The organism is Geodermatophilus sp. SYSU D00708 (genome assembly GCF_054050115.1).
Map to the genome: position 1 here is coordinate 257,833 of NZ_JBJGYS010000001.1, position 15,874 is coordinate 273,706.

The window sequence follows — 15,874 nt, forward strand, 5'->3', positions numbered from 1 at the left end:
CCCTCCCCAGAACGACGGCGCCCGTCCCCTGCAGAAGGGGGCGGGCGCCGTCTCGTGCTCGGCCTCGCTGGCGCCGATCAGCTCACGGCTGGTCGGGCCGGGAGACCTCACCGCGCCAGGCACCGGTCTCGGTGCCGCGGCTCTCGATGAACTCCTTGAACCGCTTGGCGTCGGCCTTGACCTGCCGGTCGTCGAAGCCCAGCGCCGCGCCGGCCTTCTCCACCAGGCCCTCGGGCTCCCAGTCGATCTGGATCATCACGCGGGTCTTGGCGTCGTCCAGCCGGTGGAAGGTGACGACACCGGCGTGCTTGGCCTCGCCGCTGGTGCTGGTCCAGGCCACCCGCTCCTCGGGACGCTGCTCGGTGATCTCCGCGTCGAACTCGCGCTTGACGCCGTCGATGCTGGTGACCCAGTGGGTGTGCGTGTCGTCGAGCTGGGTGATCCGCTCCACGCCGCCCATGAACTGCGGGAAGGACTCGAACTGCGTCCACTGGTCGTAGGCGACCCGGATGGGGACGTCGACGTCGATGGCTTCCTGCACGCTGGCCACTGCCTGCTCCTCTGCTCGGGGACTCGGTCGTGCACGACGTACCCCTCGGGATCGGACCGAACACGTCCGGATCCCGCGCTCAGACCAGGCTCGCCGCCACGCTCCCCCGCACCGGCCGGCCCTCGGAGAACAGCAGCATCTGGGCCAGGTGGTAGGCGTCGGGCTGCCCCGCCCACGTCCCGGAGGCCACCTCGCCGGACGGCGTCAGCTCGTGGCGCCAGCTGCCGGTGACCGGGTCGGCGAACCGCGCCTCGCCGTGCGCCCGCCACCGGTCGGCCAGCGCGCGGTAGCGGTCCTCGCCGGTGACCTCGCCCAGGACGCCGGCGGCGGCGATCGCCTCGCACAGCACCCAGTGCATGCGGGCGCTCACGACCGGCCGGTCGTCCCAGTCCAGCGTGTACGGGAAGCCGTCGTGCCCGTCGGCGGCCCACCCGCGGTCCGCGGCGGCGTCGAACAGCCCGACCGCGTCGTCCAGGAGCCACGCGGGCGCGTCCCGCAGCGCCGCGCGCAGGTGCAGGCACAGGCGGGCCCACTCGAACTGGTGCCCGATCGTCACGCCGTAGGGCCGGAACGGGTGCGCCGGCTGGTCGCGGTTGTAGTCCGGCAGCGGCGCCCAGCCGGGGGTGAAGTGCTCCGGCAGCCGCCAGTCCCGCTCCCGCGCGAACCCGTGCACGATCCGCTCCGTCGCGCGCAGCGCCTGGTGCCGCAGCCGGGGCGCCCGCGGGTCCTCGCCCAGCGCGTCGGCGGCGGCCAGCGACGCCTCGACGCCGTGCATGTTGGCGTTGGCGCCGCGGTAGTCCGACAGCGTCGTCCAGGCGGCGTCCCACTCCTCGACCGCGAGCCCCGCGGCGTCGTCCCAGAAGCGGGCCTGCCAGACCTCGAGCGCGTCGTCGAGCAGCGCCGGCCCGCCGGGGTTCCCGGCTCCTGTCGCCGTCGCTCCGGCCAGGACGACGAAGGCGTGCACGTAGGCGGTCTTCGCGTCGTCGCCGACCGCCGCGGACCAGCCCCCGCGCTCGCCGTCGCGCAGCGGCCCGCCGGTCAGCGCCCGCACGCCGTGCGCGAGCAGGTCGGCCGCCCCGGGCCGGCCCAGCAGGGAGGCCAGCCCGAACACGTGCGTCATCCGCGCGACGATCCACGTCTCCAGCGGCCGGTCGGCGAGGACCGCGCCGTCACTGCCCAGGTAGCCGAAGCCGCTGTCGACCGCGGAGCGCTCGGCGAGGTCGAGGAGCCGCTGCAGATCGGTCACGGGACAGGAGCCTGGCACGGCGCCTCAGGACCGGCGGCCACGGGAGACGGCCTCCGCGCCGACGCGCACCGTCGCCACGACGACGGCGACCAGGCACACCAGCCGCACGAGCCCGCCACCGATGTCCGCGCCGAGGTCGTCCTGCGTCCACGCGTCGAGCAGCGCGAGCACGACCACCGCGCCCAGCACCACGAGGCCGGCCCGTCGGTGGACGCCCGGCCCCGGGACGGTGAGCAACAGCACGCCCCCCGCGATCGCGCCCAGGTAGCCGGCGATCTGCAGGGCCCACGGCAGGACCCCCGGCTCGGTGGCCGGGCGGCTGCCGGAGAACACCGTGGCCAGCACGGTCAGCGCGACGAACAGCCCGAGCAGCGGTAGCGCGAGACGAAGGCGTTCCACGGGTGCAGTCTCGGCCGTTCCCCGGTCAGAAGGCCAGCGCCGTGCCGGGGTCGGACAGCAGCGCGCCCACGTCGGCGAGGAACCGGCTGCCCAGCTCCCCGTCGATGATCCGGTGGTCGAACGACAGCGCCAACTGGGTCACCTGCCGCGGACGGACCTTCCCCTTGTGCACCCACGGCATCTCGCGGACGGCGCCGAAGGCCAGGATCGCCGACTCGCCGGGGTTGAGGATCGGCGTCCCGGTGTCGACGCCGAACACCCCGACGTTGGTGATCGTGATCGTGCCGCCGGTCATGTCCGCGGGGGCGGTGCGCCCGGCCCGCGCGGTCTCGGTCAGCTCGCCCAGCGCGGCGGCCAGCTCGGTCAGGGAGAGCCGGCCGGCGTCCTTGATGTTGGGGACGACCAGCCCCCGCGGCGTGGCCGCCGCGATCCCGAGGTTCACCTGGCCGTGGACGACGATCTCCTGCGCCGCCTCGTCCCAGGAGCTGTTGACCATCGGGTGCCGGCGCGCGGCCAGCAGCAGCGCCTTGGCGACGAACAGCAGCGGGCTGACCTTGACCCCGGCGAGCTCCGGCCGCGCCGCCAGCCGGGTGCGCAGCTTCATCATCCGGGTGACGTCGACGGTGAGGAACTCGGTGACGTGCGGCGCGGTGAACGCGCTGGCCACCATCGCGGCGGCGGTGTGCTTGCGCACCCCCTTGATCGGGATCCGCTGGTCCCCGGCCGTGGCCGCCGGGACCGGTGCCGGGGTCGGCGCCCGTCCCGTCGACGCGGCGGCCTGCACGTCGGCGCGGGTGATCACGCCGCCGTCGCCGGTGCCGGCCAGCGTGGTCAGGTCGACCCCGAGGTCCTTGGCCAGCTTGCGCACCGGCGGCTTGGCCAGCGGCCGCGGCCGCCCGTGCCCCGGCGCGGCGACCAGCGCGGTCGCCGCCTCCTCGACGGCGGCGTGCGCCTCGGCGGCCCGGCCGACCTCCAGCCCGCCGTGCCGGACGGGCTTGGTGCGGGCGTCGGGCGCGGTGGTCAGCAACGGCGTCGACCGGGAGTCGTCGTCGGCGGACCCGGCCAGCGGCGTCGGCGCCCCGTGGTGGTGGACGGCGCGACGCGGCCGCCGGCGCGCCTCGGTGGTGCGCGGGCCGTAGCCGACCAGGACGGCGGTCCGCCCACCGGGGGCCGCACCGCCGATGAGCCCGGCGGCGGGCTGGTCCGCCGCGGGCTGGTCCGAGGCCGGCTGCTCGGTGGCCGGCGCGGCGGGTGCCGGCCCCGGCTCGGCGTCCCCACCGGTGTCGATGGTGATGATCGGCGTGCCGACGTCGACCGTCGTCCCGGCCTCGTGCAGCAGCTGGGTCACCGTGCCGGCGTACGGCGAGGGCAGCTCGACGGCGGCCTTGGCCGTCTCCACCTCGCACAGCGGCTGGTTGATCGTGACCGTGTCGCCGACGGCGACCAGCCACTGCAGGATCTCGCCCTCGGTGAGCCCCTCGCCGACGTCGGGGAGCTTGAACTGACGCAGCGCCATGGCCTCAGAACCCCATCGCGCGGTCGACGGCGTCGAGCACCCGGTCGAGGTCGGGGAGGTACTCCTCCTCCAGCTTCGACGGCGGGTACGGGGTGTCGTAGCCGCCGACCCGCAGCACCGGCGCCTCCAGCGAGTGGAAGCAGGTCTCGGTCACCCGGGCGGCGATCTCCGCGCCCAGGCCGAGGGTGACCGGCGCCTCGTGGACGACGACGCAGCGGCCGGTCCGCCGCACCGAGTCGAACACCGGGTCGAGGTCGAGCGGGGACAGGGTGCGCAGGTCGACCACCTCGAGCGAGCGGCCCTCCTCCGCCGCCGCCTCGGCCGCCTGCAGCGCCGTCTTCACCATCGGGCCGTAGGCGCAGACGGTGACGTCGTCCCCGCCGCGGACGACCCGCGAGGCGAACAGCGGCTCGGGCGTCGCGTCGGTGTCCACCTCGGCCTTCTCCCAGTACCGGCGCTTGGGCTCGAGGAAGACGACCGGGTCGGGGTGCGCGATGGCCTGCTGGATGCCCCAGTAGGCGTCGACCGGGTTGCTGACCGCCACGACCTTGAGGCCTGGGGTGTGCGCGAAGTAGGCCTCGGGGCTCTCGCTGTGGTGCTCTACCGCGCCGATGCCGCCGCCGAAGGGGATGCGGATGACGATCGGCATCGCCAGCTTCCCGCGGGAGCGGGCGTGGATCTTGGCGACCTGGGTGACGATCTGGTTGTAGGCGGGGAAGACGAACCCGTCGAACTGGATCTCGCAGACCGGCCGGTAGCCGCGCATGGCCAGGCCGACGGCCGTGCCGAGGATGCCGGCCTCGGCCAGCGGGGTGTCGACGACGCGGTCCTCGCCGAAGTCCTTCTGCAGGCCGTCGGTGATCCGGAAGACGCCGCCGAGCCGGCCGATGTCCTCACCCATGAGCACGACCTTGCCGTCGTCCTCCATGGCCCGGCGCAGGCCCAGGTTGAGCGCCTTGCCGATGGTGAGGGTCTGCGCGGCCATCAGTGCTCGCCTGCCTCGAACGACGCCTGGTAGGCCTCGAACTCCGCCTGCTGCGCGGCCAGGTGCGGCGTCTGCTCGGCGTAGACCTGGTCGAACATCGCCGTCCCCGGCGGGTCGGGCATCTCGACGGTCCCGCTGCGGATGCGCTTGGCCAGCTCGTCGGCCTCGGCCTCGACGGCCTCGAAGAAGTCGTGGTCGGCGACGCCGCTGCGGGAGAGGTGCGCCTTGAGCCGGGCGATGGGGTCGCGCAGCTTCCACTCCTCCAGCTCGCTGGCCAGCCGGTAGCGCGTCGGGTCGTCGGAGGTGGTGTGCGCGCCCATCCGGTAGGTGAACGCCTCGATGAACGTCGGCCCCTGGCCCTCGCGAGCGGCCTGCAGCGCCGCGCGGGTGACCGCCAGGACGGCGAGGACGTCGTTGCCGTCGACCCGGACGCCCGGGAAGCCGAAGCCCGCGGCCCGCTGGTAGAGCGGCACCCGCGACTGGCGCTCCAGCGGGACGCTGATCGCGTACTGGTTGTTCTGGCAGAAGAAGACGACCGGCGCGGAGAAGCTCGCCGCCCAGATCATCGCCTCGTTGACCTCGCCCTGGCTGGTCGCGCCGTCGCCGAGGAAGGCCAGCGCGGCGGCCTCCGCGCCGTCGCGCTGCAGGCCCATCGCGTAGCCGGTGGCGTGCAGGCACTGCGCGCCGATGACGACGGTGTAGAGGTTGAAGCGGGTGGCGACGGGGTCCCAGCCGCCGTTGTCGACGCCGCGGAACAGGCTGATGACGTGCAGCGGGTCGACGTCGCGCGTCCACGCCACCCCGTGCTCGCGGTAGGTCGGGAAGGCCATGTCCTCCGGGTGCAGCGCACGGCCGGCGCCGATCTGGGCTGCCTCCTGGCCCAGCAGCGAGGCCCAGATGCCCAGCTCACCCTGGCGCTGCAGGGCGGTCGCCTCGACGTCCCACCGGCGGACCAGCACCAGGTCGCGGTAGAGGCCGCGGAGCTCCTCGTCGGAGACGTCGATGGAGTAGTCGGGGTGCTCGACCCGCTCGCCCTCCGGGGTCAGCAGCTGCACCAGGTCCGGCTGCTGCGGCAGGTGGGGCGCCCCGGCCCCGGGTACCGGGTCGACCACCTCGGTGGCCGCGCTCGACAGGCTCACGGGCATCTCCTCGCCGTCGGCCGCAGCGGCCGGGGTCGCCGGCGCTGGCGGAGCTGGACGTCTCGCGGCACCGGGGTGTGGCGCCACTCACACATCGTGACACGTCCCGGGCCCCGGCGAGAAGATCACCGCTCCGCCGGTCTGCGCAAGCCCTGTCCCACCTGGTGCGCAGAATGCTCGGTAGTAGGACGTCCTCGCATGTCAGACTGAGCAACGTGCCGGCCCTCGACGCCACCGACGCCCGCCTGCTCCGGGCCCTGACCGAGGACCCCCGCGCGACGGTCATGGCGCTGTCGCAGCGGCTCGGCCTGGCGCGCAACACCGTGCAGGCGCGGCTGGCCCGGCTGGAGAGCAGCGGGGTGCTGGCGCCCTTCGACGCGCGGGTGCAGCCGGAGGCGCTCGGCTACCGGCTCGGGGCCTACGTGACCGTGCAGGTGGTGCAGCGGAGCCTGGCCGACGTCGGCGAGGCGCTGGCGCAGATCCCCGAGGTGCTCGAGGTCACCGCGCTGTCCGGCGTCGCCGACCTGCTGGTCCGCGTCGTGGCCACCGATGCCGACGACCTGTGGCGGATCACCGAGCACGTGTTGACCATCCCCGGCGTCCAGCGGACCGACACCGCCCTGGCCCTGCGCCGGCTGGTCGACCACCGCATGGCTCCGCTGGTCGACCGCACCGCCGGGACCGACTGAACCGCCGGCGCCGGACCCTTGGAGTGCCGGACCCGTGCGGTGTGGCGCGGGGCGCGCGGTGTAGCCGCCGACCGCGCGGTGTGGCGCGGGTCCAGCGACCACACGGCGAGATCGGTTGGCGTCCTCTCCGGAGATGTCAGGCTGCGCCCGTGGACCCGGGCATGCTCCTGTCGGTCGTCGACCTCGCCCTGCTCGAGCCGTCGATCGACGACATGGACTCCGTCGCTCGAGCGCTTCGAGACGGCGGCTGGCGCAGCACCCCCGTCGACAGCGCCGGCAGCGTCCTCGACCTCCAGTGGGAGCACGAGGACGGTCAGGGCATGAGCCGGGTCCACACCGGCGCGTCAAGAAGCGGAGCCTTCATCGGCCTGATCGCGAACGTCGCGACGGACACCGCGGCGCACCTGCTGCTGCAGCAGGTCACCGAGCGGATCGAGGCGCGCGTCGTCCTCGGCCAGCTGCACCACGTCGAGACCGACCCGGTGTGGACCACCTGGTCCGACGGCCGTCGGGACGTCTCGCTCGGCCTGCACGCGATGGCCGTCCAGGCCACGCACACGATCCCCCCGGCCGTCCAGTTCGCGGTGGAGGTCGGTCGCCACTGACCGAGGTCCTCGTCGGGCCCCCTGCTGCGACGAACGCGCACAGCGGCGGAGACCGTGCCCTGTCAAGCCCAGGTCGAAATCTGTGGACAGCGCTCTGAGCTGGGGATTCGATCTGCGGCGGGGTCCTACCGGCGGTAGACTTCGAACGCTTGATCGAACCGCTGGGGAGGTGTCGTGGACGAGTTGCCGGAGGCGCTGCGGGCGCTGACCGCAGCCCTCGACACCCTGGGCGGGCAGGATCTGGCGCCGTTGTTCGGGCCGGCGCTGCTGGTCCGGCTGCGCGGGCTGTTGTGCGCGCAGAACCGGCTGGCCGCCGAGGTCGCCCGCACGGTGGCCGAGTGCGAGGGCACCGGCGCGGCGGACTTCGACGGGCTCAAGAGCATGGCGTCGTGGCTGCGCGGGCACGGGCACCTGTCGGTGGCCGAGGCGGGCCGGGTGGTCCGCGCCGGGCGGGCGTGCGCGTCTCTGCCGGCGGTGGCCGCGGCGTTCGCCGCCGGCGCGGTGACCGAGGGCCAGGTCGCACTCATCGAGCCGATCACCCGGCACGACCGGCTCAGCGCCACCGCCGCCCAAGGCGTCGACCTGGCCGAGGTGGACGCCGTGCTGGCGCAGGTCGCCGCCGAGCGGCCGCACGACGAGCTGCGGCAGGTGGTGCACCACTACCTGGCCCGCCTCGATCCCGACGGCCCCGAGCCCGATCCCACCGCGGGTCGGCGGCTGGCCATCGCCCGCCACGCGGACGGGTCGCTCACCGGCCGGTTCGACCTGGACGCGGTCGGCGGGGAGAAGCTGGCCGCCGCGCTGGAGGCGATCGTGCAGGCCGGCCGCTGCGCGGGCGACGACCGCTCCCGCGGCCAGCAGCTGGCCGACGCGCTGGTGCAGCTGTGCGACAACGCCTTGGCCACCGGTGGCCTGCCGCAGCTGCGCGGGCACAAGCCGCAGGTGCTGGTGCAGATCGGCATCGAGGACCTGGTCGACCCGGCCACCGCCCCCGGTGCCGGCACGCTCGGCTCGGGGGCGGTGATCTCCGCGGCCCGGGCCCGGTGGCTGGCCTGCGACGGGCAGCTCACCCGGATCGTGCTCGGCCCCGACGGGCGGCCGCTGGACTACGGCCGCACCCTCCGCCTCGTCCCGCCCCATCTGCGGCGGGCGGTGGAGGTCCGCGACGGCGGCTGCGTGTTCGCCGGCTGCGGCGCGCCGACCTGGTGGTGCGACGTGCACCACGTGCTGGAGTGGATCCACGGCGGCCACACCAGCCTGGACAACTCCGCGCCGCTGTGCGAGCGGCACCACACCAAGGTCCACCACGGCTTCCGCGTCGAACGACAACCCGACGGCCGATGGCACACCTGGCGCCCCGACGGCACCCAGATCCACACCGGCCCACTGCTGCCCGCCGCCGCCTGACCCCACCCGACCCGATCCGTTCGGCGTCGGGCGTCGGCGCGTGCCCGAGATCGACGGGTGGCGAATCAGCTCCGCAGCGGCCGGGCCCGCTCCTGTCCGCCGCCGCCTGACCCACTCCGGGCCAGCTCCTGCCCGTTGCCGCCCCACAGGAACCGACGCGCTCGGCGTGGTCGTCCATGCGGCGTCCACGGTGGAGGGGACGAGCGCCGAGCGGGGTCCTCAGCCGGGCCTGCGGATGCGGACCGGGCCGCGGGCCGTCTCGGCGTCCACCACCGCACCGCCCTGCGTCACCACGACACGGCCCGCCGCTGCGAGCCGGCCTGCCGCGCCCCGTGCCGCCGGCATGAGGTCCCGCCAGCCGGCCGGGTCGACCGCGCGGGCGGCCTCCGAGGGACAGATCGACGCGTCGACCCGCCTGCCGGCGAGCAGCGCGACGATCGCCTGCTCGAGCCGCGTGTCGACGTCGTCCACGCGGCCAGCGTGACCCCGACCCCACGCACCCGCCACTGGCCGCGGCGAGCAACCGGGAGGATGCTCCGGCTCGTGCACCGGACGACGTCCTCGCTGGTGGGGGCCAGGTGGGTGCCGGCCGCGCTCGCGGTCGGCGGTCGGGTCCTGCGGAACCGGCGGGCGCCCCGGTGACCGACTCCCGCTCGCAGCGGCTCGCCGCCCTGACCGCTATCGACACCGCCCTGGCCGATCCCGTCCGCCTCGTGCGGGTCCTGCAGGACGCCGCGGACGACGAGGCCGCGCTCGACGGCCTCAGGCGCGAGTTCGGGCTGGACACGGTGTCGGCCACCGTCGTCCTCGACCAGCAGTTCCGCCTCCTCACCCGCCGGCACCGGGACCGGCACGCCGAGCAGCTGGCGGTGCTCCGCGCCGAGTGGGGTCCGGCCGTGGCCGCGCGGCTGCACTTCGACGGGAACAGGTCCGCCGTCCTCGCGGTCGAGGGCGCCGAGCACGCCTTCCGCGCCCGCGGCAGCACCGGCGTCCTGGACGACGTCCGGGGGTTCCTGTACCGCGAGGTGGCACGGCCGCGGCTGCGGCCGGTCGTGGTCGCGGTCTCGGGCCTGGACGCCGGGCCCGGCCGGATCACGGTCGACCCGGACGGCTCGACGCGCTTCGAGGACTACCCCGGGGACGCCGACGGGTAGGTGCGGCGAGCCCGTCCGCCCCGCACCGAGGAGAACCGTGTCCCCCGACGACCGCGCGCTGCTCCAGGAGCTGCTGTACGCCTACGGCCCCGGCGACCAGGAGGACGAGGTCCGCGAGGTCTGCCGGCGGGAGCTGGGCCCGCTGGTCGACGAGCTGCACGTCGACGACGCGGGCAACCTGGTCGGCCTGGTCCGCGGCACCGGCGGGCAGGACGCCCCGGTGGTGCGGGTGATGGCCCACATGGACGAGCTGTCGATGATCGTCAAGCGGGTCGAGCCGGACGGCTCCCTGCGGTTGAGCCAGCTCGGCACCATGTACCCGGGCAACTTCGGGCTCGGGCCGCTGACCGTGCTCGGCGACGCGGAGACGCTCACCGCCGTCCTGCTGCTCGGCTCGGAGCACACCACCCCGGAGACCACCCGGGTGTGGCAGACCAAGCCCGACGGCGGGGACCAGGCCATGGAGTGGAGCCACGTCGCCGCGTTCACCGGCCGCACCCCCGACGAGCTGGCCGCCGCGGGCGTGCACCCCGGCACCCGCGTCTGCGTCCACCGCAGCCGGCGCACGCTGGTGGAGTTCGCGGACTTCGTCGGCTCCTACTTCCTCGACGACCGGGCCGCCCTCACCACCCTGGTCGCCGCGGCCCGGCTGCTGCGCGAGCGCGGCGCGCGCCCGCCGGCCGACGTCTACCTCGTCTGCACCACCGGCGAGGAGATGGGCGGCATCGGCGCCGCCTACGCCAGCCGCACGCTGCCCGGCGAGATCACGCTCGCCCTCGACGTCGGTCCCGCCGAGGCGGAGTACGGGGTGCCGGCCGACTCCGGCCCGGTGGTCGCCTACGCCGACGACGCCGTCGTCTACGACAAGCGGCTCTCCGACCACCTGGTGGTCCTCGGCCGCGAGCTCGGCCTCGAAACCCGGGCCGCCGTCTGGGAGGCCTTCGACTCCGACGCCTCCCAGTCGAAGAGCTCGGGGCAGGCGGCCCGGGCGGCGCTGCTGTCCCTGCCCACGCTGAGCACGCACGGCTACGAGGTCCAGCACCGGGAGACCATCGGCCGGTGCGCCCGGCTGCTGGCGGAGTTCCTCTGCCGCCCTGTCCCGCGCGTGTGACCCGGGGGCGCCGGGTAGGGCGCGACGATGGCGAAGCGCACCCCGGTGGGGACGATCGGCAAGGGACGGCGCGGCATCAGCGTGCCCGGATGGGCGCTGCGCGGGGCCGCGGCGGGCGCGGCGGCCAGCACCGCCCTCAACGCCGTCACCTACGTCGACATGGCCGTGCGCGGCCGCGGCACCAGCTCCACCCCGGAGCAGACGGTGGAGAAGCTGGCCGAGAAAGCACACCTGCCGATCCCCGGCGAGGGCGAGACCCGCGACAACCGGGTGCAGGGCCTCGGCCCGCTGACCGGCCTGGTCGCCGGCGTGGGCGTCGGCGTCGTCGTCGGGCTGGTGCGCGCCGCCGGCTTCCGGTCCCAGCCGCTGGTCGGCACGCTGCTCACCACGGCCGGGATCCTGGTCGCCGCCAACGGCCCGATGACCGCCCTCGGCATCACCGACCCGCGGACGTGGTCGACCACCGACTGGGTCAGCGACCTGGTGCCGCACCTGGTCTACGGCGCGGTGCTGAAGACGACGATGGACGCCTTCGACCGCGCCTAGATCGACCGCGCCTGGACCGACCGCGCCTGGACCGGCCGGCGGCTCAGTGCCGCCAGCCGCGCTCGTCCACGCCGCCGGGCACCGGGGCCTCCGGGTCGTAGGGCGTGCGGGTGAAGACGAACGTGCCCAGGTCCAGGTGGTCCGGGGCGAAGCGCAGCGGCTCGCCGGCGTAGTAGCCGTCCAGCCCGACCCACGCGCCGTCGTCCTGACGGACGAAGCGGCTGGCCCGCCCGGGCCGGCCCGGCAGCGGCCCCAGGTGCAGCAGCCCACCGTGCAGCGCGCGCAGCACGTGCGGCGCGGGCCCCCAGTACCAGATCCCGAGGTCCTCCAGCGGCACCGGGGACGGCGCCGGGGTCCAGGGCTCGACGATCCGCGGCTCGGCCGCCCGCAGGTCGGCCAGGAGCCCGAACACCACCGGCTCGGGGCCGCTGGTGGCGTTGGCCAGCGACACCGCCCCGGCCCGCTCCTCCCGGTCGACGAAGACCCCGGCGAGGAACCCCGGCATCGACCCGCCGTGCCCCACCAGCGTGCGCCCGTCGACCCGCATGACCTGCAGGCCCAGCCCGTAGGCCGACCACCCCGGCACCGAGGAGTCCACGCCGCCCGGCACCGTCATCTCCTCCAGCGTGGCCGGGTCCAGCACGTCACCGGTGTCGCCGAGCAGGAAGACGGCGAACCGGGCGAGGTCGGCCAGCGTCGCCCACAGCTGGCCCGCAGCGGCCATCACGCCGGCGTCGTGCTCGGGTTCGGGCAGGACGACGTCGGCCCACGGGTGCACCGCGTGCCCCTGCGCGGCCGGAACCACCGGGCGCGGTGTCGTCCGGGTCATGCCGAGCGGGGCCAGCACCTCCTCGCGGACGACGTCCTCCCACGCCCGGCCGCGCTGCCGCGCGACCAGCTCACCGAGCAGGCCGAACCCGAGGTTGGAGTAGTGGAACCGGCGGGCGGCCCCGAGGACGACGTGCTCGTCGTCCAGGTCGAGCTCCTCCAGGGAGACGCCCGGCGTCCGCTCCCACCAGCCCCCGGGGCTCTCCGCCGCCGCGCCCCCGAGGTGGGCCAGCAACTGGCCGACGGTGCGGTCCCCCAGCGGCGTGCCCGGCACGTGCCGGTCGAGCGGGTCGTCGAGGTCCACGCGTCCCTCGTCCCGCAGCCGCAGGACGGCGACCGCGGTGACGGTCTTGCTGATCGAGCCCAACCGGTACTGGACGTCGGTGTGCGGCTCGGGGACGTCCCCGCGCCCGGCCGACCAGGCCAGCCCGCCCCCGCGGACCACGCCCGCGACCAGGCTGGGTGCCCGGCCCTCGCGCTGCACTCGGGCGGTGCGGGCGAGCAGGGTGCGGGCGGTGGACGGCAGGACCGGTTCGGGCATGGCCCCAGACGCTAGTTCGCCGCCGCGACCTCGCGGGCCGGCAGCCGGCCGGTGCGCCGCGCCCAGCGCTCGAACCAGACGGTGGCGAACGGGGGCACCGAGGCGGCGAGGGCCAGCAGCAGGGTGACCGGGGACCACCGCAGCACCCGGGCGCAGAGCAGCGCCAGCAGGCAGTAGACGACGAAGACCCCGCCGTGGATCGGGCCGAACACCTGCACGCCCACCTCGGAGGTGCCGAGGACCCACTTGACGTACATGCCGCTGAGCAGGCCCAGCCAGGACAGCGCCTCGGCGACGGCGACGACGCGGAACGCGGTGGCGGCGGTGCGGGGGTTCATCGGGAGCGCGGGTCCTCCGGTCGGGTGCGGGTCCAGGGGGTCCAACGCCGGCCGGTCCCCGATGGTCCCGGCCCGCGGGTGTGATGGTGCCCGCACCCGACGCCCCGCTCCTCGTCGTCCTCCGGTCCCGGTCTGCTCCTCGTCGTCCACCGGTCGGCCGACCCGTGGCAGGGTCGGGAACCGTGCGAGGGCTGGCGCGGCGGGAGTTCTGCCTCGTGCTGCTGCGCCGCATGGCCGACCTGCGCCCCGACCTGGTCGCCGAGGCGCTGCCCCGCGTCGGCGCCACCCGGGCGGAGGCGCACGCCGCGCACACCCGGTGGAAGGCGCTGCAGCACTCGCCGCGGGCGCCGCGCGGGCTGGCGCTGCGCTCCGCCGTCCTCGGGCCGCCCGAGGAACTCGAGGACCGCCGCTTCGGCGACCTGGACCTGCAGGTCCGCCGCTGGCCGCTGCCGCTGTGGCCGCATCTGTACTGGGAGGTGCTCTCCGCCCCTGGCGGCTCCGTGCTCCAGGAGCACCTGGTGCGCGCGCCGGGCTCGCCGGTGCCCCACGCCACGGCCGGCCGGCTGCGGGTGTGGGAGCACGTCCTGGACGACGTCGTCGGGCTGCCGGGCGCGCGGAGCGTGGACCCCGGCGTGGTCACCCGCTGGGAGGTGCACCTGCCCGGCGGGATCCGGGCGCGGTTCGTCTGGGGGCTGCTGCAGGAGGTCAGCCGGCCGGCGGCGCGCTGACCGCGGCCTGGGGTGCCGGCTGCGCGGTCAGCGGCCCGGACAGCACGCTGCCCAGCACCGCGGCGACGACGAGGACGGCGGCCGCGCGCGGCGACCCGACCGCGAGCAGGGCCGCGCCGGCGGCCCCGAAGACCACCACCTTCGTCAGGACGGCGAGCGCCGCGACCTGCACCACGGCCTGCGGCGCGGCGAACAGTCCCCACAGCACCGCCGCGGTCAGGGGGACGCCGAGGGCCAGGAGCCATCGCGTCGCGGTCGTCGCGCCGACGCTCCACCCCCACAGGCCCAGGGCGGCCAGCGCGCCGAGCTCGGTGGCGAACGCGACGCCCGCCCAGGTCCACTGCCACGCCTGCGCCATGTCGGCCCTCCCTGTCGTGAACGGCGATCTCTTTCGAGAGCAGTGTTCGCACTGACCACTCGGACCGTCAAGTCCCCGGACACGACGGAGCCCCCGGACGCACGTGGCGTCCGGGGGCTCCGGCGGGCTGGCGCGTCGGTTCAGCCGGCGATGCGGTTGAACTGCGGGGTGGCGCCCATGACGTCGACGCTGGCGACCTTGACGACGTCGCCGGAGGTCGGCGCGTGCACCATCTGGCCGTTGCCGATGTAGATGCCGATGTGGCTCACCGGGCTGTAGAAGGCGACCAGGTCACCGGGGCGCGCCTCGGCGCGGGAGACCTGCTGGCCCATCTGCGACTGCATGCGGCTGGAGTGCGGCAGGCTGATCCCGGCCGCACGGAAGGCGTACTGCACCAGGCCGGAGCAGTCGTAGGAGCCCGGGCCGGACGCCGCCCAGACGTAGGGCTTGCCGCGCTGCGCCATGGCCGTGTCGATGACCGCCTGGATCGAGCCGCTGGCCGCGACGACGGGCGCCGAGCCGCCGGTCGACGCCGGACGCTCGCCGCGGCTGGCCCGCTCCTCGCCGCCGTGCGCGGTGGCCGCGGCGGCCAGGGCGGCGCGGCGCTCGTCGGCGGTCAGCCGCGCGTAGTCGGCCTGGTACTCGGCGATCTGGGCCTGCAGGTCGGCCTGCTGCTCGGCGACCGCGTCATAGGACTGCTGCGCCTCGGCGGCGACCCGGTCGGCCTCGGCCTGGGCCGCGGTGGCGGCCTCGCCGGCCGCGACCGCCTGGCCGAGCACCTCGCCCTGGTGGCCGGCGACGGCCTGCAGCAGGGTCACCCGGTTGACGAACTCATCGGCCGAGCCGCTGGTCATCAGCGCCTGCAGCGACCCCATGCTCTCGCCGGTGAAGGCGCTGCGCGCGATGCCGGTCACCTGCTGCTGCGCGGCGGCGACCACCGCCTGCGCGTCGGTGACCTTCGCCGCCGCGGCCTGCGCGGCGGCCTGCTGGGCGGCGAGCGCCTCCCGGGCCTCGTTGAACTGCTCGGTGACGACCTCGAGGTCGTGCCCGCGGGCGGCGACCAGGGCCGCGGCCTCCTGGGCGGTGGCCGGTTCCTCGGCACCGGCCGAGGTCGGGACGAAGGCCACGCCGACGGCAGCGGCGAGGACGAGGGCAGCGCGCCGGGCGGCGCGAGCGGACGCCATGGTGTGGCGGCTCTCCGTTCTTCCACGAGCCGCCTACCGAGTTAGCTGACGGGTTCGGGCGGGAAGGCGCCCGGCGCGCCCGGCCGAGGCCGTGCGTGCTTCACCCCAGTGCTGCGGTGGGTCCCCGGCCCGGCTCCCCCGGGGAGGAGGGAACCGGCTCGGCGGCGACCGCGGGGTGTCACCCATTGCGGTGACGGAGCGCCCCGGCGGACGCACACACCGTAAGCGCCGTGACCCTGCCGTGACAATTACCGGCTTGTGATTTCGTGGACTCTCGACTCAACCGCGCAGGACCCCGGGGCGGGTGTGGCGGAAGGGACACGTGGGGTCGCCGCCGGGATGGCGGGTATGTGCCCTCCATGGATCTCAAGCGACCTCTGGTCGTGCTCGCCATCGCCGGGGCGCTCGCCGGGTGCAGCAGCAGCAACAACTCCAACACCGACGTCGACCGCGGCACCACCGACTGCGGCGCCGCCGAGGCCGGCAGCAACCGGGCGGACTGCTCGGAGAGCGAGAACGCTCCCACGCAGGGCGGCTGAGCACCCGCCGG

General features: G+C 75.3%; 19 protein-coding genes and 1 riboswitch. Of the genes, 8 read left to right on the forward strand and 11 right to left on the reverse strand.

Translation table 11 applies throughout. The annotated features are described in order from the left end of the window. Positions 1 to 82 precede the first annotated feature (82 nt). The 6 genes from ACI79D_RS01360 to pdhA form a co-directional block, all read right to left on the reverse strand. On the reverse strand, positions 83 to 550 hold the full coding sequence (locus ACI79D_RS01360; protein WP_456916490.1) for an SRPBCC family protein: 468 nt from the start codon (positions 548 to 550) through the stop codon (positions 83 to 85). A gap of 79 nt (positions 551 to 629) precedes the next feature. Next, positions 630 to 1,796: an AGE family epimerase/isomerase gene (locus tag ACI79D_RS01365; protein WP_456916491.1), complete on the reverse strand. Its 1,167-nt coding sequence runs from the start codon at positions 1,794 to 1,796 to the stop codon at positions 630 to 632. A gap of 24 nt (positions 1,797 to 1,820) precedes the next feature. Further along, positions 1,821 to 2,195: a hypothetical protein gene (locus tag ACI79D_RS01370; protein ID WP_456916492.1), complete on the reverse strand. Its 375-nt coding sequence runs from the start codon at positions 2,193 to 2,195 to the stop codon at positions 1,821 to 1,823. Positions 2,196 to 2,220: 25 nt separating this feature from the next. Continuing rightward, positions 2,221 to 3,711, reverse strand: a complete 1,491-nt coding sequence (locus ACI79D_RS01375) for a dihydrolipoamide acetyltransferase family protein (RefSeq protein ID WP_456916493.1) — start codon at positions 3,709 to 3,711, stop codon at positions 2,221 to 2,223. A 4-nt stretch (positions 3,712 to 3,715) separates the two neighbouring features. Further along, complete coding sequence (locus ACI79D_RS01380; protein ID WP_456916494.1) at positions 3,716 to 4,696, reverse strand: alpha-ketoacid dehydrogenase subunit beta; 981 nt, start codon at positions 4,694 to 4,696, stop codon at positions 3,716 to 3,718. Beyond that, a complete protein-coding gene (gene pdhA / locus ACI79D_RS01385; RefSeq protein ID WP_456916495.1) occupies positions 4,696 to 5,835 on the reverse strand; it encodes a pyruvate dehydrogenase (acetyl-transferring) E1 component subunit alpha in 1,140 nt (379 codons plus the stop codon). The genes ACI79D_RS01380 and pdhA overlap by 1 nt, the downstream gene beginning before the upstream one ends. A 215-nt stretch (positions 5,836 to 6,050) precedes the next feature. Between pdhA and ACI79D_RS01390 the strand changes: the two genes are divergently transcribed. From ACI79D_RS01390 to ACI79D_RS01400, 3 genes are all read left to right on the forward strand, one after another. Beyond that, on the forward strand, positions 6,051 to 6,524 hold the full coding sequence (locus ACI79D_RS01390) for an Lrp/AsnC family transcriptional regulator (RefSeq protein ID WP_456916496.1): 474 nt from the start codon (positions 6,051 to 6,053) through the stop codon (positions 6,522 to 6,524). Between the two features lie 149 nt (positions 6,525 to 6,673). Further along, positions 6,674 to 7,129: a hypothetical protein gene (locus ACI79D_RS01395; RefSeq protein WP_456916497.1), complete on the forward strand. Its 456-nt coding sequence runs from the start codon at positions 6,674 to 6,676 to the stop codon at positions 7,127 to 7,129. A gap of 174 nt (positions 7,130 to 7,303) precedes the next feature. Then, on the forward strand, positions 7,304 to 8,536 hold the full coding sequence (locus ACI79D_RS01400; protein ID WP_456916498.1) for a DUF222 domain-containing protein: 1,233 nt from the start codon (positions 7,304 to 7,306) through the stop codon (positions 8,534 to 8,536). A 219-nt stretch (positions 8,537 to 8,755) separates the two neighbouring features. Here ACI79D_RS01400 and ACI79D_RS01405 read toward each other — a convergent pair whose 3' ends face one another. After that, complete coding sequence (locus tag ACI79D_RS01405) at positions 8,756 to 9,007, reverse strand: DUF3253 domain-containing protein (RefSeq protein ID WP_456916499.1); 252 nt, start codon at positions 9,005 to 9,007, stop codon at positions 8,756 to 8,758. Between the two features lie 167 nt (positions 9,008 to 9,174). Here ACI79D_RS01405 and ACI79D_RS01410 point away from each other — a divergent pair, with 167 nt between their 5' ends. Genes ACI79D_RS01410 through ACI79D_RS01420 form a run of 3 tightly spaced genes read left to right on the forward strand, consistent with a single transcriptional unit; the run spans position 9,175 to position 11,347 of the window. Continuing rightward, positions 9,175 to 9,690, forward strand: a complete 516-nt coding sequence (locus ACI79D_RS01410) for a hypothetical protein (protein ID WP_456916500.1) — start codon at positions 9,175 to 9,177, stop codon at positions 9,688 to 9,690. Between the two features lie 37 nt (positions 9,691 to 9,727). Then, on the forward strand, positions 9,728 to 10,801 hold the full coding sequence (locus tag ACI79D_RS01415) for a hypothetical protein (protein WP_456916501.1): 1,074 nt from the start codon (positions 9,728 to 9,730) through the stop codon (positions 10,799 to 10,801). A 27-nt stretch (positions 10,802 to 10,828) separates the two neighbouring features. Beyond that, positions 10,829 to 11,347 carry a hypothetical protein gene (locus tag ACI79D_RS01420; protein WP_456916502.1) on the forward strand — a complete coding sequence of 173 codons (519 nt, stop codon included), beginning with the start codon at positions 10,829 to 10,831 and terminating at the stop codon, positions 11,345 to 11,347. Positions 11,348 to 11,390: 43 nt separating this feature from the next. Here ACI79D_RS01420 and ACI79D_RS01425 read toward each other — a convergent pair whose 3' ends face one another. Both ACI79D_RS01425 and ACI79D_RS01430 read right to left on the reverse strand, forming a co-directional pair. Further along, positions 11,391 to 12,716, reverse strand: a complete 1,326-nt coding sequence (locus ACI79D_RS01425; protein WP_456916503.1) for a serine hydrolase domain-containing protein — start codon at positions 12,714 to 12,716, stop codon at positions 11,391 to 11,393. A gap of 11 nt (positions 12,717 to 12,727) precedes the next feature. Further along, entirely contained in the window at positions 12,728 to 13,054 is a 327-nt protein-coding gene (locus tag ACI79D_RS01430; RefSeq protein WP_456916504.1) for a DUF3817 domain-containing protein, read from the reverse strand. A gap of 182 nt (positions 13,055 to 13,236) precedes the next feature. Here ACI79D_RS01430 and ACI79D_RS01435 point away from each other — a divergent pair, with 182 nt between their 5' ends. Next, on the forward strand, positions 13,237 to 13,782 hold the full coding sequence (locus tag ACI79D_RS01435) for a hypothetical protein (RefSeq protein WP_456916505.1): 546 nt from the start codon (positions 13,237 to 13,239) through the stop codon (positions 13,780 to 13,782). Here the strand turns inward: ACI79D_RS01435 and ACI79D_RS01440 are convergent. Then, positions 13,760 to 14,140 carry a YrdB family protein gene (locus ACI79D_RS01440; protein ID WP_456916506.1) on the reverse strand — a complete coding sequence of 127 codons (381 nt, stop codon included), beginning with the start codon at positions 14,138 to 14,140 and terminating at the stop codon, positions 13,760 to 13,762. The two genes, ACI79D_RS01435 and ACI79D_RS01440, sit on opposite strands and share 23 nt — an antisense overlap. A 140-nt stretch (positions 14,141 to 14,280) precedes the next feature. Continuing rightward, entirely contained in the window at positions 14,281 to 15,324 is a 1,044-nt protein-coding gene (locus ACI79D_RS01445; RefSeq protein ID WP_456916507.1) for a C40 family peptidase, read from the reverse strand. 15 nt (positions 15,325 to 15,339) lie between these two features. Next, a riboswitch (cyclic di-AMP (ydaO/yuaA leader) is annotated at positions 15,340 to 15,483 on the reverse strand. Between the two features lie 200 nt (positions 15,484 to 15,683). Here ACI79D_RS01445 and ACI79D_RS01450 point away from each other — a divergent pair. Next, positions 15,684 to 15,863: a hypothetical protein gene (locus ACI79D_RS01450; protein ID WP_456916508.1), complete on the forward strand. Its 180-nt coding sequence runs from the start codon at positions 15,684 to 15,686 to the stop codon at positions 15,861 to 15,863. Positions 15,864 to 15,874: the final 11 nt, after the last annotated feature.

Bases quoted from the DNA above. Each gene is read 5' to 3' on its own strand.
- ACI79D_RS01375 (WP_456916493.1), bottom strand. From the start codon at position 3,711: ATGGCGCTGCGTCAGTTCAAGCTCCCCGACGTCGGCGAGGGGCTCACC.
- ACI79D_RS01380 (WP_456916494.1), bottom strand. From the start codon at position 4,696: ATGGCCGCGCAGACCCTCACCATCGGCAAGGCGCTCAACCTGGGCCTG.
- ACI79D_RS01430 (WP_456916504.1), bottom strand. From the start codon at position 13,054: ATGAACCCCCGCACCGCCGCCACCGCGTTCCGCGTCGTCGCCGTCGCC.
- ACI79D_RS01425 (WP_456916503.1), bottom strand. From the start codon at position 12,716: ATGCCCGAACCGGTCCTGCCGTCCACCGCCCGCACCCTGCTCGCCCGC.
- ACI79D_RS01440 (WP_456916506.1), bottom strand. From the start codon at position 14,140: ATGGCGCAGGCGTGGCAGTGGACCTGGGCGGGCGTCGCGTTCGCCACC.
- ACI79D_RS01445 (WP_456916507.1), bottom strand. From the start codon at position 15,324: ATGGCGTCCGCTCGCGCCGCCCGGCGCGCTGCCCTCGTCCTCGCCGCT.
- ACI79D_RS01450 (WP_456916508.1), top strand. From the start codon at position 15,684: ATGGATCTCAAGCGACCTCTGGTCGTGCTCGCCATCGCCGGGGCGCTC.
- ACI79D_RS01420 (WP_456916502.1), top strand. From the start codon at position 10,829: ATGGCGAAGCGCACCCCGGTGGGGACGATCGGCAAGGGACGGCGCGGC.